Annotated in this window: 24 protein-coding genes; 8 read left to right on the top strand and 16 right to left on the bottom strand. The window is 58.8% G+C overall.

The annotated features are described in order from the left end of the window. Positions 1 to 8 precede the first annotated feature (8 nt). From K3752_RS06110 to K3752_RS06075, 8 genes are all read right to left on the bottom strand, one after another. A complete protein-coding gene (locus K3752_RS06110) occupies positions 9 to 779 on the bottom strand; it encodes an SDR family oxidoreductase (RefSeq protein WP_260065568.1) in 771 nt (256 codons plus the stop codon). Beyond that, a complete protein-coding gene (locus K3752_RS06105) occupies positions 776 to 1,816 on the bottom strand; it encodes a zinc-binding dehydrogenase (RefSeq protein WP_260065566.1) in 1,041 nt (346 codons plus the stop codon). Before K3752_RS06105 ends, K3752_RS06110 begins: the two co-directional genes overlap by 4 nt. Beyond that, on the bottom strand, positions 1,813 to 2,913 hold the full coding sequence (locus K3752_RS06100; RefSeq protein ID WP_260065564.1) for a mandelate racemase/muconate lactonizing enzyme family protein: 1,101 nt from the start codon (positions 2,911 to 2,913) through the stop codon (positions 1,813 to 1,815). The genes K3752_RS06105 and K3752_RS06100 overlap by 4 nt, the downstream gene beginning before the upstream one ends. Beyond that, entirely contained in the window at positions 2,910 to 3,908 is a 999-nt protein-coding gene (locus K3752_RS06095; RefSeq protein WP_260065562.1) for an ABC transporter permease, read from the bottom strand. Before K3752_RS06095 ends, K3752_RS06100 begins: the two co-directional genes overlap by 4 nt. 3 nt (positions 3,909 to 3,911) lie before the next feature. Further along, positions 3,912 to 4,889 (bottom strand): ABC transporter permease, encoded by a 978-nt coding sequence (locus K3752_RS06090; protein ID WP_260065560.1) that lies wholly within the window; start codon positions 4,887 to 4,889, stop codon positions 3,912 to 3,914. Beyond that, complete coding sequence (locus K3752_RS06085) at positions 4,874 to 6,409, bottom strand: sugar ABC transporter ATP-binding protein (protein WP_254432858.1); 1,536 nt, start codon at positions 6,407 to 6,409, stop codon at positions 4,874 to 4,876. The genes K3752_RS06090 and K3752_RS06085 overlap by 16 nt, the downstream gene beginning before the upstream one ends. Before the next feature lie 67 nt (positions 6,410 to 6,476). Further along, positions 6,477 to 7,451, bottom strand: a complete 975-nt coding sequence (locus K3752_RS06080; RefSeq protein WP_170363761.1) for an ABC transporter substrate-binding protein — start codon at positions 7,449 to 7,451, stop codon at positions 6,477 to 6,479. 55 nt (positions 7,452 to 7,506) lie between these two features. Continuing rightward, on the bottom strand, positions 7,507 to 8,952 hold the full coding sequence (locus tag K3752_RS06075) for an aldehyde dehydrogenase family protein (protein ID WP_260065557.1): 1,446 nt from the start codon (positions 8,950 to 8,952) through the stop codon (positions 7,507 to 7,509). Positions 8,953 to 9,139: 187 nt separating this feature from the next. Between K3752_RS06075 and K3752_RS06070 the strand changes: the two genes are divergently transcribed. Beyond that, positions 9,140 to 10,240 (top strand): LacI family DNA-binding transcriptional regulator, encoded by a 1,101-nt coding sequence (locus tag K3752_RS06070; RefSeq protein ID WP_260065556.1) that lies wholly within the window; start codon positions 9,140 to 9,142, stop codon positions 10,238 to 10,240. 10 nt (positions 10,241 to 10,250) lie between these two features. After that, complete coding sequence (locus K3752_RS06065; protein ID WP_260065554.1) at positions 10,251 to 11,888, top strand: GMC family oxidoreductase; 1,638 nt, start codon at positions 10,251 to 10,253, stop codon at positions 11,886 to 11,888. Positions 11,889 to 12,036: 148 nt separating this feature from the next. Here the strand turns inward: K3752_RS06065 and K3752_RS06060 are convergent, their stop codons facing one another. Beyond that, entirely contained in the window at positions 12,037 to 12,348 is a 312-nt protein-coding gene (locus tag K3752_RS06060) for a cupin domain-containing protein (RefSeq protein ID WP_260065552.1), read from the bottom strand. Between the two features lie 35 nt (positions 12,349 to 12,383). Then, positions 12,384 to 13,064 carry a GntR family transcriptional regulator gene (locus tag K3752_RS06055; protein ID WP_260065550.1) on the bottom strand — a complete coding sequence of 227 codons (681 nt, stop codon included), beginning with the start codon at positions 13,062 to 13,064 and terminating at the stop codon, positions 12,384 to 12,386. A 260-nt stretch (positions 13,065 to 13,324) separates the two neighbouring features. Between K3752_RS06055 and K3752_RS06050 the strand changes: the two genes are divergently transcribed. The 4 genes from K3752_RS06050 (at position 13,325) to K3752_RS06035 (ending at position 17,038) form a co-directional block, all read left to right on the top strand. Next, the gene (locus K3752_RS06050; RefSeq protein ID WP_260065548.1) at positions 13,325 to 14,110 is read left to right on the top strand and encodes an SDR family NAD(P)-dependent oxidoreductase; all 786 of its coding nucleotides are present in this window, start codon (positions 13,325 to 13,327) and stop codon (positions 14,108 to 14,110) included. 51 nt (positions 14,111 to 14,161) lie between these two features. Continuing rightward, positions 14,162 to 15,145: a TRAP transporter substrate-binding protein gene (locus tag K3752_RS06045; RefSeq protein WP_260065546.1), complete on the top strand. Its 984-nt coding sequence runs from the start codon at positions 14,162 to 14,164 to the stop codon at positions 15,143 to 15,145. Between the two features lie 75 nt (positions 15,146 to 15,220). Beyond that, positions 15,221 to 15,748, top strand: coding sequence for a TRAP transporter small permease (locus tag K3752_RS06040; protein WP_170339262.1), 528 nt, complete (start codon positions 15,221 to 15,223; stop codon positions 15,746 to 15,748). A gap of 9 nt (positions 15,749 to 15,757) precedes the next feature. Further along, positions 15,758 to 17,038, top strand: a complete 1,281-nt coding sequence (locus K3752_RS06035) for a TRAP transporter large permease (protein ID WP_170339264.1) — start codon at positions 15,758 to 15,760, stop codon at positions 17,036 to 17,038. Positions 17,039 to 17,218: 180 nt separating this feature from the next. On the opposite strand, the gene K3752_RS06030 is transcribed toward K3752_RS06035, so the two are convergent. After that, positions 17,219 to 18,475, bottom strand: a complete 1,257-nt coding sequence (locus tag K3752_RS06030) for an NADH:flavin oxidoreductase/NADH oxidase family protein (protein WP_260065544.1) — start codon at positions 18,473 to 18,475, stop codon at positions 17,219 to 17,221. Between the two features lie 66 nt (positions 18,476 to 18,541). Between K3752_RS06030 and K3752_RS06025 the strand changes: the two genes are divergently transcribed. Beyond that, positions 18,542 to 18,904 (top strand): MerR family transcriptional regulator, encoded by a 363-nt coding sequence (locus tag K3752_RS06025; protein WP_170368241.1) that lies wholly within the window; start codon positions 18,542 to 18,544, stop codon positions 18,902 to 18,904. 51 nt (positions 18,905 to 18,955) lie between these two features. Here K3752_RS06025 and K3752_RS06020 read toward each other — a convergent pair whose 3' ends face one another. From K3752_RS06020 to K3752_RS06000, 5 genes are all read right to left on the bottom strand, one after another. Continuing rightward, on the bottom strand, positions 18,956 to 19,687 hold the full coding sequence (locus tag K3752_RS06020; RefSeq protein WP_170339269.1) for a proteasome-type protease: 732 nt from the start codon (positions 19,685 to 19,687) through the stop codon (positions 18,956 to 18,958). An 11-nt stretch (positions 19,688 to 19,698) separates the two neighbouring features. After that, positions 19,699 to 20,496 (bottom strand): transglutaminase family protein, encoded by a 798-nt coding sequence (locus K3752_RS06015; protein ID WP_260065541.1) that lies wholly within the window; start codon positions 20,494 to 20,496, stop codon positions 19,699 to 19,701. Positions 20,497 to 20,499: 3 nt separating this feature from the next. After that, on the bottom strand, positions 20,500 to 21,441 hold the full coding sequence (locus K3752_RS06010; protein WP_170366848.1) for an alpha-E domain-containing protein: 942 nt from the start codon (positions 21,439 to 21,441) through the stop codon (positions 20,500 to 20,502). A 2-nt stretch (positions 21,442 to 21,443) separates the two neighbouring features. Then, positions 21,444 to 22,862, bottom strand: coding sequence for a circularly permuted type 2 ATP-grasp protein (locus K3752_RS06005; RefSeq protein WP_260065538.1), 1,419 nt, complete (start codon positions 22,860 to 22,862; stop codon positions 21,444 to 21,446). Positions 22,863 to 23,087: 225 nt separating this feature from the next. Further along, entirely contained in the window at positions 23,088 to 23,960 is an 873-nt protein-coding gene (locus tag K3752_RS06000; protein WP_260065537.1) for a LysR family transcriptional regulator, read from the bottom strand. Between the two features lie 119 nt (positions 23,961 to 24,079). Between K3752_RS06000 and K3752_RS05995 the strand changes: the two genes are divergently transcribed. After that, a complete protein-coding gene (locus K3752_RS05995; protein WP_217355907.1) occupies positions 24,080 to 24,952 on the top strand; it encodes a TauD/TfdA family dioxygenase in 873 nt (290 codons plus the stop codon). Positions 24,953 to 24,969 lie beyond the last annotated feature (17 nt).

Raw genomic sequence — 24,969 nt, 5'->3', positions numbered from 1 at the left:
TGACGGCGCTACCGCCCCATCCAACCCCCGTCGACAACAAGGATTTCACCGTTGACGTAGTCCGACGCTGCAGAAGCCAGAAAGACTACAGGTCCAGCAAAATCACCTGGCGTACCCCAACGGCCCTGGGGTGTTCGTTCCAGGATCGACTTCGACCGAACCGGATCGTCCTGCAGGGCTTGGGTGTTGTCGGTTGCGATGTAGCCGGGGGCGATTGCATTCACGTTCACACCCTGCCCGGCCCACTCATTGGCCAAGGCCTTCGTCAGCTGTCCGATCCCACCTTTCGAGGCCGCATATCCGGGAACGGTGATGCCGCCCTGAAACGTCAGCAGCGATGCGGTGAAGATGATCTTGCCCGAGCCGCGCGCCAGCATGTCCTTGCCGATCTCACGGGACAGAACGAACTGCGAGGACAGGTTGACCTCAATCACTTCGTCCCACCAGTCGTCCGGGTGTTCGGCGGCTGGCTTGCGTTTGATCGTACCGGCATTGTTGACAAGGATATCAGGGGTTTGTCCATCTGCTCTCAACTGATCAATGAACCCATGCAGCGCGGAGCGGTCCGAGAAGTCGCATTGGTAAGCCCGGAAACTGCGCCCCATCACCGTGACGGCTTTTTCGACCTCCGAGCCGGACAGCTCGAGCGAGGCGGACACTCCGATGATATCAGCTCCGGCCGATGCCAATGCCTCGGCCATGCCGCGCCCGATGCCGCGTTTGCACCCGGTCACAAGTGCCGTTTTTCCCGTCAGGTCGAAACTTTGCAAAACACTCATGAACGCGGTCCTACTTCGATCAGGCTTTTCATTGCGGTTGGGCTGCGATCCAGTGCTTCGAACGCGGCCTGAATGTCTGCCAGAGGGCTGACATCAGTGATCACGACATCCGCATCCACTCCGCCCGAGGCGACAACTGCAATCGCCTTCTCGTAATCCTCCGGCTCATAGACCCGAGCACCAATCAGTTGCAGCTCTCGCCAGAAGAATTGGAACAGGTCGATCTGGGGTTTTTGAGCATGGATCGCGACCATCACGATCCGGGCCCGCGTCGCGGCAACGGCGGTCATCGCATCAACACCGGGCTGCGTTCCCGATACCTCGAAAACCACATCCGCCCCTTTGTCGCCCGTGCGCGCGTTGATCGTGGCCACCAGATCGGTCTCGGTTGGGTTGATCGTTTCAAAACCAAGCTTTTCGGCAATGGCCAAGCGGTTTGGGTTCACTTCGGAAATCACGACGTTTCCGCCCGCGTCCCGCGCAACCATGGCAACCAGGATGCCGATCGGGCCACCGCCGATGACGACGACATCCTCGCCAGGCTGCAGTCCAGACAGCCGCACATCGTGGCAAGCAACGGCGACCGGCTCGATCAGCGCCGCGTGATCCATGCGCAAGTCATCCGGCAGAACGTGCAACGTATGGGCCGGAACGGTCCAGATCTCTTGCATGGCACCATCGGTATCGAGGCCGAGAAACTTGAGGTTCTGACAAATATGCTGATGCCCGCGTTTGCAGGCTGGACATTCGCCGCAGTGATCCAGCGGTCGGACCACGACCTTCTGGCCGGGTTTTACCGTATCGACGCCCTCGCCCACCGCTTCGACGACACCGGACATCTCGTGCCCGATTACCCGGTTCAGACCGACACGGGCATCCATGTTGCCGTGGTAGACGTGCATATCCGTCCCGCAAATCCCGCAATATGCTACGCGAATGGCGGCCTCGCCGGGGCCCGGAGCTGTCGCCTGGGCCTGTTCCACGGCAAAGCTCTTGTTGCCCCTGTAGTACGCCGCAGAGATCGTCTGGGTCGTCATGTATGCATCTCCCTGTGTTCCGCATTCAGTTTGTCCCAGTCGAATTCCACTCCGGTCCCCGGCGTATCCGGGGCCACGGCAAGGCAGTCTTCCACGACAAGCGGACGGGTCGTGTACTGGTCTATCGGGAATGAGTGTACTTCCAGCCAACCCGAATTGGGTTGCGCCGAAACAAGGCTGACGTGCAGCTCCTGCATACCATGGCTACAAACCGGAATGCCGTGCTGGGCGCTCAGCGCGGCCACGCGCAACCAGCCGGTAATGCCGCCACAGTTTGAGGCATCGGGCTGGATGAAACTCAGCTTGGCGTCATCGAAGGCATACTCGAATTCGTGAATCGTGTGCAGGTTTTCACCCATTGCAAGGGGAACGCCCGTGGCTTCGGCAATTCGGCCATAGCCTTTGTAATCGTCTGGAATTGTCGGCTCCTCGAACCACAGGATATCGCAGTCGGCGAACCCCTGGGCGGCCTCGATGGCCTGCTCGACGCTCATGGAGTAATTCGCGTCGACCATGAAGAACCGATCCGGCCCCAGCATCTCGCGCACTGCCCGGGCACGTGCAAGATCGTCGGCAAGATCCGGTTGCCCAACCTTGATCTTGACCGCGTTGAACCCACGCGCAAGGTAGCCTTCGGTCTGGCGCAGCAGTTTCTCCAACGAGAAATTCAGGTCGATCCCGCCGGCATAGGCCTTGCACCGTCTGGACGCTCCGCCCGCCATTTGCCACAGCGGTGCATTCTGCGCTCTGCCACGAATGTCCCAAAGGGCAATATCCACGGCCGAGATAGCGAACGAGGCTATCCCACCCCGTGCGACGTAGTGCACGTGCCACTGCATGGCATCGTACAGGCTTTCGATCTGTTCCGCGTCTTGTCCTACAAGGAACGGTGCCAGATCATGCTGGATCATCGCCAAGATGGCATGACCGCCCTTGCCGCCCGTATAGGTATACCCAACCCCCTCGACCCCATCCGTCGTTTGAATGGTGACGGTGATCAATTGAAAGAACGTGTGATCCCCGTGTTTGGCATCGACCAGGACTTCGGCGAGCGGGACGTTGAACAGCCGCGCTGAAACACTTTCTATGCGATTCACGAACCCAAGACCTTCTGCTGCCTGGCAATAACCCGAGACTGTAAAAGGATGACCGCAAAAAGAAAGCCTCCACGTATAACCATCTGCCAATAGGCGCTGAAACTAATGGTGCCCTGACCGTTTTCAAAGTTCAGAACGTTGAACACCAGACCCAGCAAAAGCGCTCCGGCCACGGTTGCAGGGATCGACCCCATCCCACCTGACAACAAGGTGCCGCCCACAACGACGGACGCGATGGCCGACAATTCCCATCCGATGCCCTCAAGGGGTTGTCCTGCTCCAAAACCCGAGGCCAGAAAGACGCCAGCCAGCCCGGCACAGCCACCCGAAAGCAGGTAGACGAAAGCCTTGGCGCGGTTCACCTTCAGACCCATGAGGTTCGAGGCATCCTCGCTGCCACCGATCGCCAAGACGGTCCGCCCGATGGTTGTTCTTTCCAGCACCAGCCAAAGTGCCAGCGTCAGTCCGGCCACGATGACGATTGCCCATGGAAACAGGCCGAACGCCTGCCCCATGCCAAGCTTGGTGAAGTTCGACCCCCAATCGACCGAAATTGTCTGGGCGCCCGAAATCACCAATGCGCCGCCTTTTGCGGCCAGCATGGTGGCCAGCGTGGCGATGAAAGGCGGGATGCGAAGGACGATGATGCAAAAGGCGTTGATCGCTCCGAAACCAATCCCGGCAAGCACGGCCCCCGGCAGGGCAACCTGAATCCCGTATGGGCTGAGATAAGCCGCAACGACCGACGTAAAGGCCGCCACGGATCCAACCGACAGATCAATCCCGCCGGTCATGATCACGAAGCACATGCCCAGCGCAATCGCGATGAACATCGCGTTGTAGTTCAGGAAAGACGAGAAGTTGTAGGCGCTGCCAAAGTTGTCATAGCGCATCAGCCCGAACAGAATCAAAGCCAGCAGTGCGATCCACACCGTCACTGAGGCCGAATTGCGCCGAAGGTACTTTCGCAGGTCAAAAGCCGTTTCATCCAACATCGATCAAGCCCTCCGGAACTGCTGGACCCAAACGGCCAGGATAATGATGACGGCCTTGGCAATTAGCGCAACTTCGTCCTCTACTCCGTTGGCCAGCAATGTATATTTGACCAACTGGATGATCACGGCACCCAGAATGGCGCCAAAGATTGGCGCCCGCCCGCCTTGCAAAAGAGCCCCGCCAACGACAGCGGCCGCGATGGCATCAAGCTCCATCAGATTGCCGTTGCGCGCGGCGTCCGAGGCCGAGTTGATCGCAACCACGATCAGACCGGCAAGGCCTGCAAGCACCGCGCAGATGACATAGGCCCCGATCTTGACCCGCCGGACGGGACCACCCGCCAGATAGGCCGCACGTTCATTGCCGCCGATCGCCAGCAGGTAGCGGCCCCAAGTGGTTCTGGTGATCACCCGAAACAGCACACAGGCAATCGCCAGCGCCAGCCACCCTTGGAACGGCAAGCCAAGCACCTTGCCGGTTCCAAGATAACTGAATGAAGGGTTGGAAAATGTCTGCAGGTTCCCGTTCGTCAAGACTTGGGCAATTCCGCGACCCGAGATGAAGAGAATGAGCGTCGCAACAATGGGCTGCACGTTCAACACGGCAACCATCACGCCGTTGAATACCCCGCATAAACCCGCGACGAGCAGCGGCAGGACAATGGCCAAAGTGACGCCGAGCATCGGATTGGCGGCGCCCAGATCCGACAGAAAGATCAGCGGAGCCAGCGCCCCGGCCAAAGCCATGACCGCGCCAACCGACAGATCGATCCCACCCGTGGCGATGACAAGCGTCATGCCCATGGCCACGATGGCGATCGTGGCAACCTGACTGATATTCACGAACAGGGTCTGCAGCTGCAGGAAATTTGGGGTGAAAAACGCGTTGAACACCAGCAGGGCGACCAACGCGGCGATGCCGCCATGAAAGCGGAAGGGCATCGATGCGACCCGTTGCGGCAATTTCATTGCGCGGTCCATGAACCAGTTCCTTCTTCATGATGCGCAAGCGCGCGCACCAGTATATTCTCGGTAATCCCGGGGTTGGTCAGTTCCTTGACCGAGCGCCCCTCGTGCATGACCACGATGCGGTCAGCGCCTTCCACCAGTTCTTCGAATTCCGAACTGATGAGGACAACGCCGAACCCCTTTTCGACATAAGACCGAATGAAAGATTGGATCTCTCGCTTGGCGCCGACATCCACGCCTCGGGTCGGCTCGTCGAGTATCAGGATGTCGGGCTGTGTCGCCAGCCAACGGGCAAGAAGCACCTTCTGCTGGTTGCCGCCGGACAACTCGCGAATGGGTTGGTCCATATGCGCCGCCTTGATGCCCAGGTCGTCGATGAAGGCCTGAACGATCTCGCGCTCGCGGGCAAAGTCGATCTGACCACGGCTGGCCAGTTTCGGCAGCAGGGCCAGCGTCATGTTCTCGCGCACGGACATGTCAGGAATGATCCCTTCGGCCTTGCGATCTTCGGTCAGAAAGCCGACCCCGTTTGCGATCGCGTCACCCGGTCCGGACGGTTGCCCGACCGCACCGTGCAGCTCGATTGCGCCGCTGCGGGCCCCGTCCACACCGAACAACGCGCGCGCAGCCTCTGTCCGGCCAGAGCCCAGAAGCCCGCCCAGCCCAACGATCTCCCCGCGGTGGAGCGTGAGGTCGAAATGCGTCAGTCGCGGGCCTGTCGAGACAGAGACAGCCCGCAAAACGATATCGCCTTTCTTGGCCTTGGCGCCGGCGAAGTCCGTGAGCCCGTCTGCCGCGATCTCGTCCTTGTTGCGGCCCAGCATGTCCGCGATCATTTCCAGTTTGGTCGTGTCCTGCACGTTGCGCGTGCTGACTGTGCGGCCGTCTCGCATCGTTGTGACCCGGTCGCAGATCTGGAACAGCTCATCGAGAAAATGCGAGACATACAGGACGGAAACGCCCTGTTTCTTTAACTCGCGCACCACACCGAACAGAACCTTGACCTCGCTGGCATCCAATGACGAGGTGGGTTCGTCCATGATGACCAGCTTTGCGTCCAATGACACAGCCCGCGCAATCGCAACCAACTGCTGGATCGCCGTCGAGAAATTTCCCAGCGGCTCGGTCACATCGATATCTATGCCAAAGCGCGCAAGAACCTCGCGTGCGCGCCTGTTGCCTTCGCGCCAGTCGACCAGAAAGCCAAGACGTTTGGGCTCGTACCCCATGATGATGTTCTCGGTCACTGACCGCAGCGGCACCAGGTTGAGCTCTTGATAGATCGTGGCAATTCCGGATTCCTGCGCTTCGCGCGGAGTGGAGATGCGGCTCGGCACACCCGCCAGATGCACGTCGCCGGCATCCCGGTCGTAAACTCCGGTCAGGACCTTGATCATCGTCGATTTGCCGGCACCGTTCTGACCGATCAGCGCATGAACCTCGCCCGGTGCGATCTCCAGGCTGGCCTGGCTGAGTGCCGGTACGCCGGCAAAGGACTTTTCAATTCCCGACATCGAGACGAGCGCATTCATGAGATGTCTTCCTCCGATTGCTTGCAGGCGGCGCCGACCACAGGCCAGCACCACCCACCAGGGAGAATCAATAGGCTTCGTCGATGTGATCGGCCGCGTTGTCCTTGGTAAAGATGCGATCTTCGACTTTCACCCATTCCGGGATCGCCTCGCCAGCCGCGTATTTCTTCATGACTTCACAGGCCAGTGGGCCAAAGAAAGGCGAGCTTTCGACGGTGACGCCCATCTTGCCGTCGATGATGGCTTGAAGCGCATCGCGTGTCCCGTCGATCGAAACGATAGTCACGTCCTCGCCGGGTTTGCGGCCGGCCAGCTCCAGAGCCTGGATCGCGCCGATCGCCATCTCGTCATTGTGGGCGTAGACCACGTTCACGTCAGGATGCGCCTGCAGCAGGGTTTCCATCACCTGACGACCCAGGTCGCGCGCAAAGTCCCCGGTCTGAGAGGCCACGATCTCAAAACGGTCATCCGCTGCGATCGCGTCGTCGAAACCCTTTTTGCGGTCATTTGCAGGCGAGGACCCTGTCGTGCCCTCCAACTGGACGATGATGCCTTTGTCGCCCTCGAAATTCTCCATCAGCCATTGCGCGGCCCGGTTGCCCTGATCAATGAAGTCCGATCCAAGAAATGCCACGAAATGTTCGCCCGGCTTGGCGACGGCTGGATCAACCGAGCGGTCCACCAGAAAGGTCGGAATGCCGGCGGCACGAGCCTTCATAACGGCCGGGATCAGCGGCTTTTCTTCCCGCGGGGGCAGGAACAGGACGTCGATGCCTTGCGCGATCATGCTGTCCACATCCGCAACCTGCTTGGCCGCAGATCCGGCCGCATCCGTCGCGATAAGATCCCAGCCGCAGGCCTCGGCCGTGTCATGGAACGATTTCGTCTCGGCAATGCGCCAGGGATTGTTCGACTCCATCTGCGCAAAGCCGACCTTGTAGCGATCTTTCTGCTCAAGCGGCGGCAGATCCTGTGCCATCGCCGTGGTGCCCAACAGCGCACCTGCGACAACCGTCGAGATCAAAAGAGTTCTTCGTTTCATGGTTATTCCTCCTCCATTGGTGCGGTCGCCTCCGTTTTGACCGCGAGTTTTCAGGTCATGCCCAATTCATGTAAGTCGTCTGTTTCCTCAGATAGCCATCGAAGCCATAGGCGCCGTCTTCGCCCCCAACCCCGGACAGGCCCCAACCAGTGTGAAACCCCTGCACGGCCTCGCCATTCGAGCGGTTCAGGTAAAGTTCGCCGAACTTCAAACGGCTCGGGGCCTCCATCAATCGACGGTGCGTTGCCGTAAAGAGATAGGCGGACAGCCCGAAAGACGTGTCATTCGCAAAGGCTATCGCCTGATCAAAATCATCGACTCGCATGGCTGTCGCCACGGGGCCAAAGACCTCCTCCTGCATCGCGGCATTGCCGTTGTCGGAGACCTCGAGAACCGTGGGGGACATCCAGTGCCCTTTGCTGTGCGCGCCGTCCGTCAAAGGCCCACCTTCGAGATGCACCGTGGCACCCTCTGCGATGCTGCGTTGGATGATTTTGGCGACCTTGGTCACTTCGACCTTGCTGACTTTGGGCCCCAGGTCGCAGTCTTCCATCGGATCCCCGATCGACAATGCGCGGGCTGCTGACAGGAATTTTTCCAAGAACTGATCCGCAATGCCGCGATGCAGATACATACGCTCGTTGCAGGTGCAGATTTGGCCGCAATTGGCAAACCGGGCGGCAATGGCGGCCGAAACGGCGGCGTCAATATCCGCATCCTCCATCACGATGAACGGAGCCTTGCCCCCAAGCTCGAGCCGGACAACCTTGATCCGGTCGGCCGCTGTACGAAAAATCTCTTTCCCGGCGCGCGTGCTGCCGGTCATCGTGATCAGTGACGTATCGGGGTGTTCGACCAGCCGCTGCCCAACCACCGGCCCCTTCCCCGTCAGAACATTCAGAACGCCGGGCGGAAAGCCGACCCTGTCCGCAAGCTCGGCGACCGCAAGACCCGACAGCGGCGTGATTTCATGTCCCAACAAAACAACGGTGTTGCCCGCGACCAGCGCTGGCCCGATTTTCCTGGCGGCCAATGCCAAGGGATAGTTCCAGGCCGTCAGCGCAACGACAACACCATAGGGATGGCGCCGAATCTGGATTTCTTCGGACCTGTTGTCCGAGGCCACTATGTCACCCGAAATCCGCCGAGCTTCTTCTGCTGCATGGCACAGAAAGGTGACGGCAGCATCCACTTCACCTCGGGCCTGCGAGATCGGCTTGCCCTGCTCGGCTGTGATCAAAGCAGCCAGACGCGCGGCGTCGACCCGAATGGCCTCGGCGAGCTTTCGGACCATTTGCGCCCGCTCGATCGCCGGACGCGCAGACCACGCGCCAAAAGCCCGGCGGGCCGCACCGACCGCCGTATCGGCATGCATGGCACCACCATCTGGAACCTGCGCTACGATCTCTTCATTTGCAGGGTTTTCGACATCGACCGCGTCCGCATCAAAGTCGGCAAAGCGGCCATCGATGAACATCGAATGGCGAACGACTTGGCCCAACTCCCCCACTACAGACCGCAATTTCGCCTCCCGCACTTGCTCGGCCAGACCACAATGGCGACCGCACCGCCGATCAAAACACTAATAATATTATTTCGTCAACACTAATATTAATTATCACCTACTAATATTAGTTGCGCACCCTCCGCATAGTCGATAAAAAGGATGCGAACAAAAAGGTTGAGCGATGAACGATCAAGCGAACAAAGCCGGGCAGCACAGGGGTGTAGGACGAGTCGCGGGCCGGCAGCGCGTGACGATGCACGACATTGCGCGCGTCGCCGGGTGTTCGCAGACGACAGTATCGCTGGTTCTCAACAAGAATGATTCCGTCAAGATCTCCGAGGATACCAAGCAACGGGTCCTGGATGCCGCCAACACGCTTGGATACGCCATGCCCTCTCAACTCAGGAAACCCCAGGACAGCGCGCGCCGGCCCGCGGCTCTGGACGGAACCATAGCTTTCGTCGTGGATGATCTGGCGTCGAGCCCCGAGATGGTGAACGCGTTCAACGGGGTGAAACAGGCCGTTCGGGACACCGGAAACCTTGTGTTGCTGGCCGAAACCCAAAACGACCCCGAGGTCGAGCCCAGAACGCTGAGGTATTTCCTCGACCAACAGGTTGCAGGCATCATCTACGCGACCGTTTTTACGCGGCGGGTGGTCGTGCCGGATATCCTCAGGCAGACGGCTACCCCGGTTCTGCTGTTGAACTGCTTCTGCGACGACCTCTCTTTTCCTGCGGTGATCCCCGGCGAAGTCGCTGCCGGACATACGGCGACCAACGCCCTGATCAAGGCCGGGCACAAACGAATTGCCACCATCACCGGCGAGCCGTTCATGGAATGCGCCGCCGGGCGTACGACCGGGTACAGAAACGCCCTGGCTTCCGCCGACATCCCATTTGACGAGGATTTGGTCATCGAGGGCAACTGGCTGCCCAGCGCAGGCTACGCCGCCACGCGCGAATTGATGGACCTGCCCTCTCCGCCAACCGCCATTTTCTGCCAGAATGACCGCATGGCCATCGGCTGCTATGAGGCTCTCAAGGAACTTGGCCTGTCCATCCCCGCGGACATTTCAGTCATCGGATTTGACGATGACGAAACCGCGCGGCACTTGTCGCCGCCCCTGACGTCGATGATCCTTCCCACCCGGGCGATGGGACGCTGGGTCGTCGAACAGCTGTTCCATGGACCGACGGACGGTCAGCGGCATCCACTCGTGAAGCTGGAATGCGAACTGGTCGAGCGCGACTCGATCAGCGAGCCCAAACGCCGGACCTGAAGGCGAAATCATGACGGAAACCTTCGATCACATCGTCATCGGCGGCGGCTCGGCCGGCGCCGCGGCAGCAGCGCGGCTGGTCAACAAAGGCAAGTGCAGGGTTCTGGTGCTAGAGGCGGGGCATTCGCATCGCCATCCACTGCTGGACATGCCGCCGGGTATCTTCAAGATGATCAACGGGTCCAAGTTCATGACCTACCACCAGACCGAACCGCAGGACCACCTCGACGGCCGCGTGCATGACATTCCGCAGGCCAACGTGCTGGGCGGCGGGTCGTCGGTGAATGCGCAGGTCTATATGCGCGGTCGGCCTTCTGACTATGACGCATGGAACGACCTGCTGCGACAGACCAACGACGGGGTCGGTTGGGGGTGGGACGAAGTGCTGCCTTATTTCCGCAGGATGGAAGGCAACAACAGGCTGCACAACGACCTGCATGGCAGCGCCGGTCCGGTGCAGGTCTCGGATCCGGGGCATATCGACGACATGTCCCGTTGGTTCGTTCAGTCGGTGCAGGCCCTTGGCGAACCATTCAACACGGACTTCAACGGCGCAACCCAGCGCGGCGTCGGGTTCTATCAGTTCACCAATCGCGCTGGAAAGCGCAGCTCGTCAGCTTACGCTTTCCTCGCCCCTCTCGCGGCGAACCCAAATTTGACCATCCGGCTGGGCGCAAAAGTCAGCATAGTCATCATCGAAAACGATCGGGCCGTCGGCGTGCAGTATCGAGACAAACGCGGGTCCCACACCGTCCGATGTGATGGTGAGGTTGTGCTTGCGGCTGGCGCCCTGATCACTCCGAAAATTCTAATGCTGTCGGGTATCGGACCGGATGCACATCTTGCTGAACACGATATTCCCGTGGTCTGCCCATTGCCCGGGGTCGGCCAAAACCTGATCGACCACCCCGAAGTTCCGATCACCGCCTTTGCCAACGGCCCCTACGGATATTTCAAACAAGGTGAGGGCTGGCGGATGCTGCGCAACGGCATCCAGTTCAAGCTGTTCGGCAGCGGCCCGGTGACTTCGGCCGGGGTAGAAGCCGGCGCGTTCGTCAATCCGTCGAACCCTGATGGAGAACCGACCATTCAGGCATTTTGCGTTCCCATCGTCTATCTGGATCGCGACGCGCTTGACGAGGTGCAAGATGACTTTGGCCTGACCGTCACGACTGTCGTGGTCAAACCGAAATCACGCGGAGAGGTTCGGCTTCGCTCGGCAGACCCCGACGCCATGCCAGTAGTTTCGCCGAATCTTCTGAAGCATGAAGACGACATGCAGGAGATGATCCTGGGGCAGCGTTTCTTTCGTCGAGCATTCACCTCGGGCCCGCTTGCACAAAGGATCCGCGAAATCGTGATTCCGACGGCGGACGACGACCAGACGCTGCGAGCACATTGCAAACGGTTCGTGAAAACCAACTATCACCCGGCGGGCACGGCCAGAATGGGCCGGGACGGTGATGGAATGGCCGTGTTGGACCCCAGAATGCGCGTGCGCGGAATCGAGGGCTTGCGGGTGTGCGACATGTCCGCCGTGCCGGACATCAACGCAGGCAACACAAACGCACCCGCCATGATTCTGGGCGAACGATGCGCTGACCTGATCCTTGGCATTGGATCAGCACGCGAGGACCGCAATTCCTAGCCCAAGCTGCGGGGCCGCTGCCTGTTGATCCGATATCCGGCGCGATGACATGCCCCCTGCCCGGCCCGTTTTGCCACAAAACAGGTTACCCGGCCTCATGGGGTCAAAGTAATCGCGGGCCACGGCAAGAGCGCTCGCGGAATGCGCCTTACAGAAAGTCGTCCCGCCTGGGCGTGAAACAGTCGATCAACTCTCCGGCCGCCAGGCAAACGCAACCATGGCTTACGCCGGACGGAATGATCAGGCTGTCACCGGGCCCCAGCTCTCGCTCCTGATCTCCGATGACGAAATTGAACCGCCCGGACCGCACAAATGTCGACTGCACATGCGGGTGGTCGTGCAGTGCGCCTTCGGCACCTTTCTCAAAGCGGAAGGACACCATCATGAGGTCTTCGTGATCTGCCAAGATCTGGCGCATGACGCCCGGCGCGGGCGACACAATCGGATAGCTATTGGTCATGATGCAGTGTCCTCGGTCAGGTGGCGGCGTTCATTTCACTCGAAATACTCGGCATGTTTCGCGTGAACCTCTTCGATGGTCTTGTCGATACGGCCCAGATGACGGCGAATGGTTTCGCTCGCCACCGCCTCGTCGCGGTCTGCAAGCGCCTTGGCCAGCGCCACATGATCCCGAACCAGAGTCTCGGCCTCGCTCTCGCGCCCAAGGCTCAGAACGCACAGGCGGTCGATCTTTCTTTTGCATTCCTGAATCGTGTCGAAGGCCAGCGGGTTGCCGCTCAGCTCGCAAATCAACCGGTGAAAGTCGTAGTCGAGTTGATGAAACTCTTCGGCCTCTTTCCTTGAAACCACGTCTTTCTGCCGCTTGAGGTTGTCTTCCAGCAACTTCGAGTACTCGGGCCTCCAGACCTGGCATGCAGCGCGCACCACCTCCAACTCGACGGCCAGGCGAACAAAGCGTGCATGACCGATCCGTTCCATTGAAAAGCTGCGGACCCGAGTGGCTTTCTGAGGACGGATCAGCAGCAAATCCTGCGCCTCGAGCCTGTTGAAAGCATCGCGGACCGGCTGCCTGGACACCTCAAACTTCTTTGCGATGTCTGCTTCGGACAGTTTCGTCCCCGGCAGAATTTCAAGCGAAACGATCGCCTCGTACAGGCTCTCATAAACGATGTCAGTGGTTGTGCGCCGCTCGATCTTGTCCGTAATACTTTGCATTTCTTGCCTTTTTTCTGCGCATGACCAACTCGGGTGGTTTTCCGTGGCTCGAGGCCCCTCCCTCGATACTCCTCAATGTAACTCCAGCCAATTATTTTGGCACGCGCCGTGCGATGCCCTTTGTGACCCTCAAACAAAGTTGTTGACAATACTAGTATCCTAGTCGACTAAAATACGCAACACTGCTTCATGCCCGTTCGAACTCAAATATCGGAACGGGCGCGCCGGCAGGCTGACCGGGGATCCAAAGGGACAAGAGAATGACCGAATTGAACGCTGAACAGATTGGCCTGAACCGGGACCTTGCAGGGAAGGTTGCGATCGTGACCGGCGGCGGACGGGACATCGGCCGTGCCTGCGTTCTGAAAATGGCCGAGGCCGGAGCGTCGGTCGCAATCAACTATCACAGCTCATCTACGGGTGCAGAGTCGGCGGTCCAGGAGATAACGGCTGCCGGCGGTCAGGCGATTGCCGTACAGGGCGACATGACGTCAGGCGCGGATGTGGACAGGCTGGTCTCAGAAACGATTGCCGCCTTCGGGCCCCGGATCGACATTCTTGTCCATGTGACCGGAGGGTTGGTGGCCCGAAAGACCCTGTCTGAGATGGACATGGACCATTGGCGTTACGTTATGGACCTGAACACCACTTCTTTTGCCCGCGCCGTTCAGTCGGTGTTGCCGCACATGAAAAAAGGCGGCGCGATCGTCGGGTTCGCCAGTCAGGCGGGTCGTGACGGCGGTGGTCCGGGCGCGGTTGCCTATGCGGCCTCGAAGGGGGCGGTCATGACGATGACACGTGGGCTGGCCAAGGAACTGGGGCCCGACATCCGGATCAATTCGGTTTGCCCGGGCATGATCGACACAGACTTCCACAATGTCTTCACCAAGACCGAAGTTCGAACCAACGTGGCCAGCGCCACACCGCTGAAACGCGAAGGCACGTCCGAGGATGTGGCAAACCTCGTCGCGTTTCTGGCCTCGGACGCCGCCGCATTCATTACGGGCGCGAACATCGACATCAACGGAGGCCTGCTCTTTTCATAGCCGGCTTCGACCGATCACCAAAAACATCTGTCTGCTTCTAGGGAGGAAAGCATGAACACCAAACTTGCAAAAACACTGATCGGCGCCGCAGCCATGGTCGTCATGACCGGCAGCGCATCTTTGGCCGAGGATTGGCGCGGGTGGAACATCCACGCAGACGGCTACCCGAATACTGTCGCGATGGACAAATTCGCCGAACTGGTCACCGAAAAGACCGGCGGTGAAATCAACCTGCAAATGTTCCACGGCGGCACATTGGGCAGCCAGCCCGATGCGGTCGAACAGGTCCGCGCTGGCGCCTTGGAGGTCGGAAATTTCAACCTGGGTCCGATCGGCCCGATTGTCGCCGAGGCAAATGTCGTTTCACTGCCCTTCATCTTCAAGGACGTCCCCCACATGTTCCGCGTTCTGGACAGCGAGGGCGGTGCCGCGATCGCGGCCGGTATGGCAGGCAAGGGATTGACCCCGCTTGCCTGGTATGACGCCGGCGCCCGATCCTTCTACAACGGGACCAAGCCGATCAATACCCCGGCCGATGTCCAGGGCATGAAAGTGCGGGTCATGAACAACGATCTGTTCACCGGCATGATTGCCGAACTTGGCGGCAACCCGTCGCCCATGGCCTTCGCCGAGGTCTATCAGGCCCTGAAGACCGGGGTCGTCGATGGCGCCGAGAACAACTGGCCGTCCTACGAGTCGACCGGCCATTTCGAGGTTGCCGGCTATTACTCGCTGTCCCAGCACCTGATCATCCCTGAATGCGTGTGCGTCAACACCGACAAATTCAACGCCTTGTCGCCTGAACTGCAGGCCGCAGTCAGAGAGGCGGCGCAAGAGTCCGCCGAGTTGCAGCGGCAATTGTGGGCTGAGCGTGAAGCGGCCAGCCGCGCGGCGGTCGAGGCTGCGGGTGTGGTAGTCAACGAAGTGGCCGACAAAGCGCCGTTCCAGGCCGCGATGGCCCCGGTCTACGAGGCCTATTTCGCAACCAACCCTGACCTCCGCCCGTTGGTTGAAACCATCCAGGCGACCGAGTGATCGGACCGTATCGGATCTGATACCGTCCGGCCCCGCCAATGCGGGGCCGGACATCTGATCAAGAGTTTCAGGCTTATGAGCAATACATCTACGCCCCCGTCCTCAGTGCGCACTATGGTCAGGATCCTCGACCGCATCGCCGATGCATGCCGGATCGTGACCGGTGTCGCGCTGGTCGTGGTCACCATCATATTCGGCTGGCTCGTCTTCGGCCGCTACGTCCTGAACGCAACGCCAACGTGGGTCGAGCAGGTCGCCCTGTTGCTGGTCATGACGATCGCGTTCATCGGCGCGGCGGTTGGTGTGCACGACAACACGCATTTGTCCGTGTCCCTCGTGCGCTCGGCCGTTCCGCGGCGAGTCAGGACGGCTCTGGTCGTTTGCACGGATGTGATCATGGCCGGATTCGGTGCTCTGATGCTGGTGTTCGGGGCGCGGCTTACGATGTTCAAATGGGGGTCGCTCATCCCCTTGATCCAGGTTCCCGAAGGCTTGCGGTCATTGCCCCTGACCATTGGCGGGGGCCTTATCCTTGTGTTTTCCGTTGGTCACCTGATCCGCCTCTGCGTCGGTTTTGACGAGCGAAAAGACAGCATCGAATAGAGGCGGATCATGGGAATTCTTCTTTTGCTTGGCGTCTTCGCCCTGTGTGTACTGATCGGAACACCCGTGGCCTTCGCCTTGGGCATTGCCGCCATCTCGGCCTTCTGGTTCGAAGGTTTGCCGCTGATGATCGGGTTCCAGCGGATCATCTCGGGCATCAACGTTTTCTCGTTGATGGCAATCCCGTTTTTCATCTTCGCCGGTGAACTGATGTTCCACGGCGGGATCGCCATGCGTCTGGTGCGGTTCGCGTCAGCCGCGGTCGGCGCCGTTCGTGGGGGCTTGGGCATCGTGAATGTGTTTTCGTCGATGTTGTTTGGTGGGATTTCCGGATCGGCCATTGCTGATATCTCTGCACTGGGTTCCATCCTGGTTCCCGTGATGAAAGAAAAAGGCTACGACGCGGACTATGCGGTCAATGTGACGGTCACGTCGTCGATCGCAGGGATCATCATCCCTCCCAGCCACAACATGATCATCTTCGCCATTGCAGCGGGGGGCGGCATTTCGATCTCGAAGCTTTTCCTTGCGGGCGTAGTTCCGGGCGTGTTGATGTGCCTCTGCCTAGCCGTCGCCGCGTATCTTGTTGCGGTGCGCCGAGGGTATCAGGCCGAAACCTTTCCGGGCTGGAAGGCTCTGGTCATCAGCTTTCTCAGCGCGATCCCCGGGCTGCTGACTGCCGTGATCATCGTCGGAGGTGTCCTGTCAGGCATCTTCACGGTCACTGAATCCGGGGCGTTCGGCGCAATCTATGCCTTTGTCGTCACGCTCGTGGTCTACCGGAGTATCACTTGGGACAAGTTCTGCATCGCGGTTGCGTCGGCCGTACGCACGACGGCCATGGTCATGATCCTGATCGCCTGCGCGGGTGCCTTTGCCTATATGCTGACCTTCTACAGAGTGCCGGACAAAACGGTGGATCTTCTGACAGGCCTGACGGAAAACCCGATCCTTATCCTGCTGATGATCAATGCGGTCTTGTTGCTTCTGGGCATGATCATGGACATGGCGGCCCTGATCCTGATCTGCACGCCGATCTTCCTGCCGGTTGCCAACAGCCTTGGCATTGATCCCCTGCAGTTCGGAATGATCTTGCTGGTGAATCTGGGCCTGGGACTGTGCACCCCTCCGGTTGGCTCCTGCCTGTTTGTCGGCTGCGCCGTTGGCAAACTGCCGATGGAAAAGGCGGTTCGGACGATATGGCCCTTTTACCTGGCAATTCTGGTCGCTCTGATGCTGATCACCTTTGTGCCCGCGATCTCGCTGACCCTGCCAGGGTTGCTTGGTTAGAAGCGGCGAGCAGGCAAAAATTCGGGCGCAACCTGTGTAAGGTTGCGCCCATTTCCAACTCTGGCGGCAACGGCAGAAACACCTGCGGTCGGTGCCGGAAGCCAAGCGTCAAAGGCGCCGCCACACGGTGATACCAGTACAAACGCCGTTGGATCCCTGCTTTAGGCGTCCCTGACCACATTATGCTCGGACATCGCGCCAGGAACGGTAACGTTTCGTCCATCGCTTCGCCCGCATCTGATTTCGCATCAGCGCGAGAAATGCCGAGTGAGGTACTTTCGGTGGCTTGCCATTTGCCAGTCGTTCAAGCTGGAAATACGCCAGCACCATCGAGGCGAACCCCGCCAGCCTTTTGTTTTTCCAAGACACTTCCGGGATATTGACCGACTCTGATTTGCCATTCCGCCAGTTTTCGACAAGATCAGGTTCAAACGCCATCGCGCGAGCCACTCCCAGAACCGAGACGCCAATCCCGCCCCGGTTGTTGGCCAATGCATCCTCGGCAACAGCCCGAGAGCGAATGCCGCCGGTCACCATGATCGGCATTTTCGCGTCAGCAGCGATCTCCCGCGCGAAGTCTACAAAATAGGCTTCGCGCCGGGCCGTGCTGGAGCCATCCTCCTGCCTGCCCTGCATGGCCGGACTCTCATAGGAACCGCCGGACAATTCGACCAGATCAATAGCCATATCGCCAAGTTGGTTGACCACCCATTTGGCGTCATCCTGCCCAAATCCACCTTTCTGAAAATCAGCCGAGTTCAGCTTCACCGAAACGGTGAAACTCTTGGACACGCTGGCACGGATCGCGCGAACGACCTCAAACAGAAAACGCACCCTATTCTCCAAAGAGCCGCCCCAATGGTCGGTACGGCGATTGGTCAAGGGCGATAGAAACTGGCTGATAAGATAGCCGTGGGCGGCATGTATCTGAACACCGTCAAATCCTGCTTCTTCGGCCAACGCAGCTGTTCGAGCAAAACGGGAAATCAGGTCTTGAATTTCGGCCTCGGTCAGGGCCCGCGGCGGGTTGAAATTTTTGGACATACCGGGGATCTCGACCGGAACGTCGGACGCCGACACCGTTTCTTCTCCCAGGCTCGCCAGGACCTGACGACCGGGATGATTGATCTGCATCCAGATTGCTCCGCCGCGCATCTGCCCTGCCTCGGCCCATTCCCGGAAAGGCGCAAGATCAGTTCCGTCTTCCAGAACCACGCTGGCGGGGCCGGACAGCGCATCAGCCGAGACCATTACATTTCCAGTGATCAACAGGCCCGCGCCGCCCGCGGCCCAGCGGCGGAAAAGCCGGTGAATTTTCTCGTCTGGCACCTGCCCGAAAGCCGCCAGACTTTCTTCCATTGCAGCTTTTGCCAGACGGTTTCTGAGAACCGCGCCATTTGGCAATGTGAGCGGTTCGAACAGCGGTGAAACAGTCATCTTGGGATCCTTTTCTTCTCGATCCCAGGTGATATAAACCTTCGACAATGGTTGAAGGTCAAGGGCATGAAGATCGGAAAATTGGCAGAAGCCACGGGCGTGTCAGCGTCAAGCATTCGGTTCTACGAAAAACACGGCCTGATCCCACCGCCCGAGCGTCTGGAGAACGGTTATCGCGACTATCCCGACGCAATGATTTCTCGTATCAAAACCATCGCAATGAGCAAGTCGCTTGGCTTTTCTCTGTCGGAAATCAAGCGCTTCCTTCCGGAAGACCCGGAAAACACTATCCCGCGGCCCGAGGTGATCGCGAACCTAAAAAGCAAGTTGGCCGATGTGGATCAAAAGATCAAAGACCTGCACGGGATTCGCCGCGACCTGGACCAGATGATCGCCTATCTGAGTGACCCTGAGTCAAATGGCTGCTGAGGGTCTGGCAGCCTGAAACCTGCGCCCTGCGGGAGCACAAGAATTCGCTCCTCAGGCTTCGTATGCCGGAAGCTTTGACAGGGCGACCTTCAGCGCATCGCCCCACCCTTCGGATATGGTCCGAAAGTACTGATCGTCAGGCTCGAACCTTGAACGCGTGCCGGCCGTAAGGCTGTCTTCCTCATAAAGCAGCAGATCAAGCGGTGCACCGACGGACAAATTGGCCTTGATCGTTGAATCGAAACTGACCAGCAACAGCTTTACCGTTTCGGAAAAGCTCATGTCCGGATCAAACGCACGTACCAGTATGGGGCGGCCGTACTTCGTCTCACCGATCTGAAAGAACGGGGTATCCTCACCGGCCTCGATGAAATTGCCCTCGGGATAGATCAGAAACAGGCGCGACGGGCCGCCTTTGATCTGCCCCCCCAGGATCAGGGTCGCGTGAAAGGCGCTGTCTGCCTGTTGGCCCGCTCGGGAATGCCCCTCGATGACGTCGTTCAGCGTCGCCGCAACCAATTGGGCGACCTGAAACATCGTCGGCGCTTCAAGGATCGACGGCGACCGGTCTTCCGGTGCTTTTGTACGTTCTTCCAGCAGGCTTATGGTGGCTTGGGTGGTCGCCAAATTGCCAGCCGTCAACAAGGTGATTGAACGGTCGCCTTCGACGGTCCAATTGAACATCTTGTTGAAGGTGGACACGTTGTCGACACCTGCATTCGTGCGCGTGTCCGACATGAAAACCAGTCCGCGGTTCAGCCGCATGCCCACAGCATAGGTCATCAGGTTCTCCGTTACTGCTGTGCGACCTGCAATTGAACCGTCAACTGCTCGCCCGCTGCCCCAATTCTGTTTCCTATTACCGGGGCCGCCTGGGCATAGTCCAGACCGGTTGCGACACGCACGTATCTGTCATCGGGTGAAATCCCGTTGGACACGTCGAATCCAACCCAGCCAAGCCCGTCCAAATGAACCTCGGCCCACGCGTGAGTGGCATCCTGCAATTCGGTTTCGTTCATCATCAGGTAACCCGAGACGTAGCGGGCCGGCACACCGATCTTCCGCGCACAGGTGATGAACACATGCGCATGGTCCTGGCACACGCCGCACCCGGCCTTGAGAGCGTCTTCTGCGCTCCAGTCCGGGTGCGAGCCACCCACTTCGTAGGAGACCTGAGCCCGAACTCTTTCGGACAGGGCATGCATCCGCTCAAGCGGCTCACCATCCGGCAAAGCGGCGATCACGTCTGCAACACCCTTGCCCGGCGTTGTCAAAGGCGTGCTCCGCTGAAAAAGCCACAACGGCGTCGAGCCCTCGTGACGTCCCAACACACCATGCGTATCTTCAACCTCGACAACACCTTCGGAGATCAATGAGATGCTTTGGGTATTCGCTTCGAAACTGATCAGTTCCACCGTGTTGCGATGGTAGTCCTCAAAGCTCAGCTCCTTGCGCCCCCCGGTCACTTCGGTGCTCCAAGAGAAGATATTCTGATTGCGGAAGGATTTGGGTGTTTTTCTCAGCTGCTGCAGGCCAAAGGGAACCGGCGCGTCGAAATCGTATCGTGTCTCGTGGCGAATATGCAGTTTCATTGGTCACTCATAGAACCGGTAGTCAACTTCAATCTGGCGGCTCAAGTCTCCGAGATCTTTCAAAAAGTCCTGAATGTACTCGTGCAGCCCAAGGTCAAAGATATCGGAAATCTGCCGGTCGAGGTACTTCTCGGACAGCGCATTGGCCGCCGTAACCGACGGCCCCGCAAAGCCATAGTCTTTGCTGAGATAAGAAAGGTTCTCTTGGATCTTCCTGCAGCAGAAATGCAGGCTGCGAGGCATCCGCTGATCGAGGATCAGAAACTGCGCAATTTCCGACGGCCGGGTATTCTGGCCGTGGGTCATGCGATAGCCACCACCCGCACCCACGGACCGCAGGATGCTTTCCCATTGGATGTTGTCCAGTGACGAGCCGACCGAAAAGGCCGTGGGCAGAAGGACATAGTACTTAACGTCCAGGATGCGCCCGGTATTGTCGGCCCGCTCGACAAAGGTGCCGATCCGGGTGAAGTCGAAAATATCGTTGCGCAGCATGGTCCCTAGCGTCGCACCACGAACCAGAGCCGCCTGTTGACGAATAAGCTCCAGCGTCCCCGGCAGGTCTCTCTCGTTCACGCGGCGCTTCATGGCTTGATCAATCTGCATCCACGTGGCGTTCACCGCACTCCAGACATCATGGGTCAATGCAGTTCGAACAACGCGCGCGTTATCTCGCGCCTGCTTGATGACCGACTTGATCGAGGATGGATTGTCGGCATCACGCAACATCCAATCCACGGCATTGTCTTTTGAAATCTCATCATATTTGGCGCTGTAACCGCCGAAAACGCCGGCGGTTTTCAGAACCGAGCCCCATTCCGCATCGGAGTTCTTGGTCCGGGTCAGCGCCATCCTCTGGCCTGTTTCAAGCAGTCTGGCCGTGTTTTCCGCCCTCTCAAGATACCGGGACATCCAGAACAACCCGCCAGCAGTTTTTCCCAGCATGGTCAGTCCTCCAGAACCCAGGTGTCTTTGGTCCCGCCGCCTTGGCTTGAATTCACGACCAGGGACCCTTTTTTCAGCGCAACGCGCGTCAGGCCGCCGGGGGTGATTTCGATCCCATCCGGGGACACCAGAACAAATGGCCGCAGATCGACATGCCTGGGGGCAAGTCCCGAACGGGCGAAGATCGGTACTGTCGAGAGAGACAACGTGGGCTGCGCGATATAGTTCGACGGCCGCGACTTGAGCTTGTCACGGAAGGCCGCAATCTCTTTCTTGCTGGCGGTCGGGCCGATCAGCATTCCATAGCCGCCCGAGCCGTGCACCTCTTTGACGACAAGATCCGACAGGTTGTCCAATACGTAGGACAGCGACTCGGGGTCGCTGCAGCGCCACGTAGGAACGTTTTTGAGCAGAGGCTTCTCGCCCGTGTAGAACTCAACGATTTCAGGCATGTAGGAATAGATTGCCTTGTCATCGGCAATGCCCGTGCCCGGCGCGTTGGCGATCGTGATGCCCCCGGCCCGATAGACGTCCAGAATGCCGGGTACGCCCAGCGCGCTGTCCGGGTTGAAATTCAGCGGGTCCAGGAAATCGTCGTCAACCCGGCGGTAAAGAACGTCGATTGGTTTGTAACCACGCGTGGTGCGCATGCAGACGCGCCCATCGACAACCCGCAGGTCGTGGCCCTCGACCAGTTCCACGGCCATCTGATCGGCCAGAAACGCATGTTCATAATAGGCTGAATTGTAGATCCCCGGAGTCAATACCGCGACGGTCGGCTCGCCGTCCGCGCAGGCCGGCGCACTGGACGCAAGCGAGCGTCTCAGATTGCGGGGATAATCGGATACATTGCGCACATTCGTGGCGCTGAAAAGCTCGGGGAACATCTTCAGCATGGTTTCCCGGTTCTCGAGCATGTAGCTGACCCCGGACGGCGTACGGGCGTTGTCTTCCAATACAAAGAACTCGTCTGGCCCGGTACGCACCAGATCGACGCCGACCACATGGGTGTAGACCTGCCCCGGCGGTGAGACACCCAGCATCTGCGGCAGGAAGGCTTCGTTGCTTGCAATCATCTCTGCCGGCACGCGACCGGCACGCACGATTTCCTGACGGTGATAGATGTCGTGAAGAAACGCATTGATCGCCCGAACCCGCTGTTCGATGCCGCGTTCCAGACGTTGCCATTCGCGCCCTGAAATCACGCGCGGAACGATATCAAATGGGATCAAACGTTCTTCGGCCTCGGTCTTGCCGTAGACGTTGAAAGTAATCCCCGTCAGCCTGAAAACTTCTTCGGCTTCGCGCTGTTTGGCCCTCAGCCGTGAGACATCTTCCGCATTGAACCAACGTCCGATCTCTTCGTAAGGACCTCTGAGAGATCCGTCGCCGTTGAACATCTCATCAAAATACTCGCTCATACGAGAAGTGTGACGATCAATTCAAACTTTGCAAGTTGTACGGGCTTTTCCAGTTGGTGGCCTACCAATAGATGCACAGTTTTCGAGCGAACAGCAGCCCGCCCGTCGATGACGAAACTGGTGCTGGGTGCAGCGAAAATCATCGCCGCCACTCTACCGGCTTTTGGCTTCAATGACGTGCAGCCACCAAAGCAATCAGGGGCTACGGCTCCGCCAGAGAACCGGCTAAGCTCCCACCGCATCCAGCAGTGCGCTCCGGACTGCGTCTACCATTCTGGCACGGGGTGACATTGCGACACTCGCAAGACCGACGATGCGTCGGGGTCCGAACTGCTCCAGAGGAATTTTTTTGAGCTGTAAATGGTCATAAGACGCCAGACGACTGTCAGGTATGATCGAGACCCCGAGTTCAGCGGCGACCATGCTTGATATTGCCTCAAGGCTTTCAAGCTCCATGGCGTCTTTGACTTCTATACCCATCCTTTGCAACCAGGTCTCGATCTGCCTCCCCACAACCGCGTCGCGAGTGAACCGAATAAACGGCAGTGCGCCGAGAAGCTCTTCGGGAGAAAGGTCCGGAGTGTTTTCCGAGACGAGCACGACCAGTTTCTCGGTCACGATTTCCGAGAACTCCAGCGACTTCGGCAGAATATCCGGGCGTGAGATGATTGCTGCGTGAACCTGCTTGCGGTCCAGCTGCAACAGCAGCTGATTGGTCAAGCCCGGAACAATTCTGACACGCACGTCAGGATGTTCTGACTTCAGCCTTGATAACGCAGCAGGCACCAAACCCGTCAAAGTCGTTGGAACTGCACCCAAGATGATCTCGCCGGCAAGTTCCTTGTCCAATCTCACCTTGTCAGCCAGGCCATCATACGCGGCGACGACCGCCGCCGCTTCTTCAACAAGCATGAGCCCCGCACTGGTCAGTTTGGGTGTCTTCGCCGACCGGTCAAACAAGTCGAGCCCCCACATGGCTTCAAGATTCCGCATCTGATGGCTTACCGCCGACGGCGTCAGATGCTCGGCCTCCGATGCTGCTCGAAAGCTTCCATGCCGATGTATTGCGATCAAAGTTCGCAACGCTCGGATGCTCATCTCAAAGACCTCACCACTTTTGCCGGACCCGCAAAAGGTGAGAGATTTTCACCGATGGATCAAATCATTTTCGTTTTTGTTTACATTTTTTGATCTGTACCCTGCGCGAAACAAGCTCAATGAAACAGCGCCCCGAGGTCCCCATGGTTGCCCCAAAGTCCAACACCTACACGTCCATCGTTGCCAAGCCTTTCGCTCCGAACCTCGGGGCCGAGATCTATGGGGTCGATTTGAGCCAGCCTGTGCCCGACGACCAGTTCGCCGAAATCCGCGATGCCTTTCACACCTATCAGGTTCTGTTCTTCAAAGAGCAGAAAGAGATACCGCCTGCGCAGCACATCGAGTTTGGGAAACGCTTCGGGCCGCTCCACGCACACCCCGCAGCCCCAACGATGGAAGGATACCCGGAAATATTCGAGATCCATGCCACCAAAAATTCAAAGGTAGCCAACGGTGAGTTCTGGCACTCGGACGTGTCATGTGATGAGACGCCCCCATTGGGAACAATGCTTCAGATCCACATTGCCCCTCCTTGCGGCGGGGACACCATGTTCAGCGATATGTATGCGGCTTACGACGATCTGTCCGAACCGATCAAAAGCATGCTCGACGGACTGTCCGCCCTCCACAGCTCCGAACACATCTACAAGGGCCGGTACAGCGACCGGGGCCAAAAGGACGCCGATATTGATTGCCCCGAAGCAATTCATCCGATCGTCAGAACTCACCCCGAGACAGGACGAAAATCGCTTTTCGTCAACCGAACGTTCACAACGAAGATTATCGGCTTGTCGGACAAGGAAAGTGAGGCGATCCTCAACATGCTTTTCGAGCATGCCGAACAGATCAACTATCAAATCCGGTTCCGGTGGTCGCTCAACGATATGGCGTTTTGGGACAATCGTTGCTGTATGCATCGCGCCATCTGGGACTATTGGCCCGCGGAACGAAAAGGGCGGCGTGTAACCGTGAAAGGCGACCGACCCGTCTAGTTTTGACGGGACGGGAT

Source organism: Ruegeria sp. B32 (genome assembly GCF_025141855.1).
Taxonomy (GTDB): Bacteria; Pseudomonadota; Alphaproteobacteria; order Rhodobacterales; family Rhodobacteraceae; genus Ruegeria; species Ruegeria arenilitoris.
This window is presented reverse-complemented; position numbering and strand designations above follow the sequence as displayed.

Excerpts from the sequence above, each read along its gene's own strand:
- K3752_RS06020 (WP_170339269.1), bottom strand. The coding sequence starts at position 19,687 with ATGACCTATGCTGTGGGCATGCGGCTGAACCGCGGACTGGTTTTCATG.
- K3752_RS06025 (WP_170368241.1), top strand. The coding sequence starts at position 18,542 with ATGAAGATCGGAAAATTGGCAGAAGCCACGGGCGTGTCAGCGTCAAGC.
- K3752_RS05995 (WP_217355907.1), top strand. The coding sequence starts at position 24,080 with ATGAAACAGCGCCCCGAGGTCCCCATGGTTGCCCCAAAGTCCAACACC.
- K3752_RS06005 (WP_260065538.1), bottom strand. The coding sequence starts at position 22,862 with ATGAGCGAGTATTTTGATGAGATGTTCAACGGCGACGGATCTCTCAGA.
- K3752_RS06085 (WP_254432858.1), bottom strand. The coding sequence starts at position 6,409 with ATGAATGCGCTCGTCTCGATGTCGGGAATTGAAAAGTCCTTTGCCGGC.
- K3752_RS06065 (WP_260065554.1), top strand. The coding sequence starts at position 10,251 with ATGACGGAAACCTTCGATCACATCGTCATCGGCGGCGGCTCGGCCGGC.
- K3752_RS06010 (WP_170366848.1), bottom strand. The coding sequence starts at position 21,441 with ATGCTGGGAAAAACTGCTGGCGGGTTGTTCTGGATGTCCCGGTATCTT.
- K3752_RS06070 (WP_260065556.1), top strand. The coding sequence starts at position 9,140 with ATGAACGATCAAGCGAACAAAGCCGGGCAGCACAGGGGTGTAGGACGA.
- K3752_RS06000 (WP_260065537.1), bottom strand. The coding sequence starts at position 23,960 with ATGAGCATCCGAGCGTTGCGAACTTTGATCGCAATACATCGGCATGGA.
- K3752_RS06090 (WP_260065560.1), bottom strand. The coding sequence starts at position 4,889 with ATGGACCGCGCAATGAAATTGCCGCAACGGGTCGCATCGATGCCCTTC.
- K3752_RS06095 (WP_260065562.1), bottom strand. The coding sequence starts at position 3,908 with ATGTTGGATGAAACGGCTTTTGACCTGCGAAAGTACCTTCGGCGCAAT.
- K3752_RS06060 (WP_260065552.1), bottom strand. The coding sequence starts at position 12,348 with ATGACCAATAGCTATCCGATTGTGTCGCCCGCGCCGGGCGTCATGCGC.
- K3752_RS06050 (WP_260065548.1), top strand. The coding sequence starts at position 13,325 with ATGACCGAATTGAACGCTGAACAGATTGGCCTGAACCGGGACCTTGCA.
- K3752_RS06030 (WP_260065544.1), bottom strand. The coding sequence starts at position 18,475 with ATGACTGTTTCACCGCTGTTCGAACCGCTCACATTGCCAAATGGCGCG.
- K3752_RS06080 (WP_170363761.1), bottom strand. The coding sequence starts at position 7,451 with ATGAAACGAAGAACTCTTTTGATCTCGACGGTTGTCGCAGGTGCGCTG.
- K3752_RS06110 (WP_260065568.1), bottom strand. The coding sequence starts at position 779 with ATGAGTGTTTTGCAAAGTTTCGACCTGACGGGAAAAACGGCACTTGTG.
- K3752_RS06035 (WP_170339264.1), top strand. The coding sequence starts at position 15,758 with ATGGGAATTCTTCTTTTGCTTGGCGTCTTCGCCCTGTGTGTACTGATC.
- K3752_RS06105 (WP_260065566.1), bottom strand. The coding sequence starts at position 1,816 with ATGACGACCCAGACGATCTCTGCGGCGTACTACAGGGGCAACAAGAGC.
- K3752_RS06015 (WP_260065541.1), bottom strand. The coding sequence starts at position 20,496 with ATGAAACTGCATATTCGCCACGAGACACGATACGATTTCGACGCGCCG.
- K3752_RS06055 (WP_260065550.1), bottom strand. The coding sequence starts at position 13,064 with ATGCAAAGTATTACGGACAAGATCGAGCGGCGCACAACCACTGACATC.
- K3752_RS06040 (WP_170339262.1), top strand. The coding sequence starts at position 15,221 with ATGAGCAATACATCTACGCCCCCGTCCTCAGTGCGCACTATGGTCAGG.
- K3752_RS06045 (WP_260065546.1), top strand. The coding sequence starts at position 14,162 with ATGAACACCAAACTTGCAAAAACACTGATCGGCGCCGCAGCCATGGTC.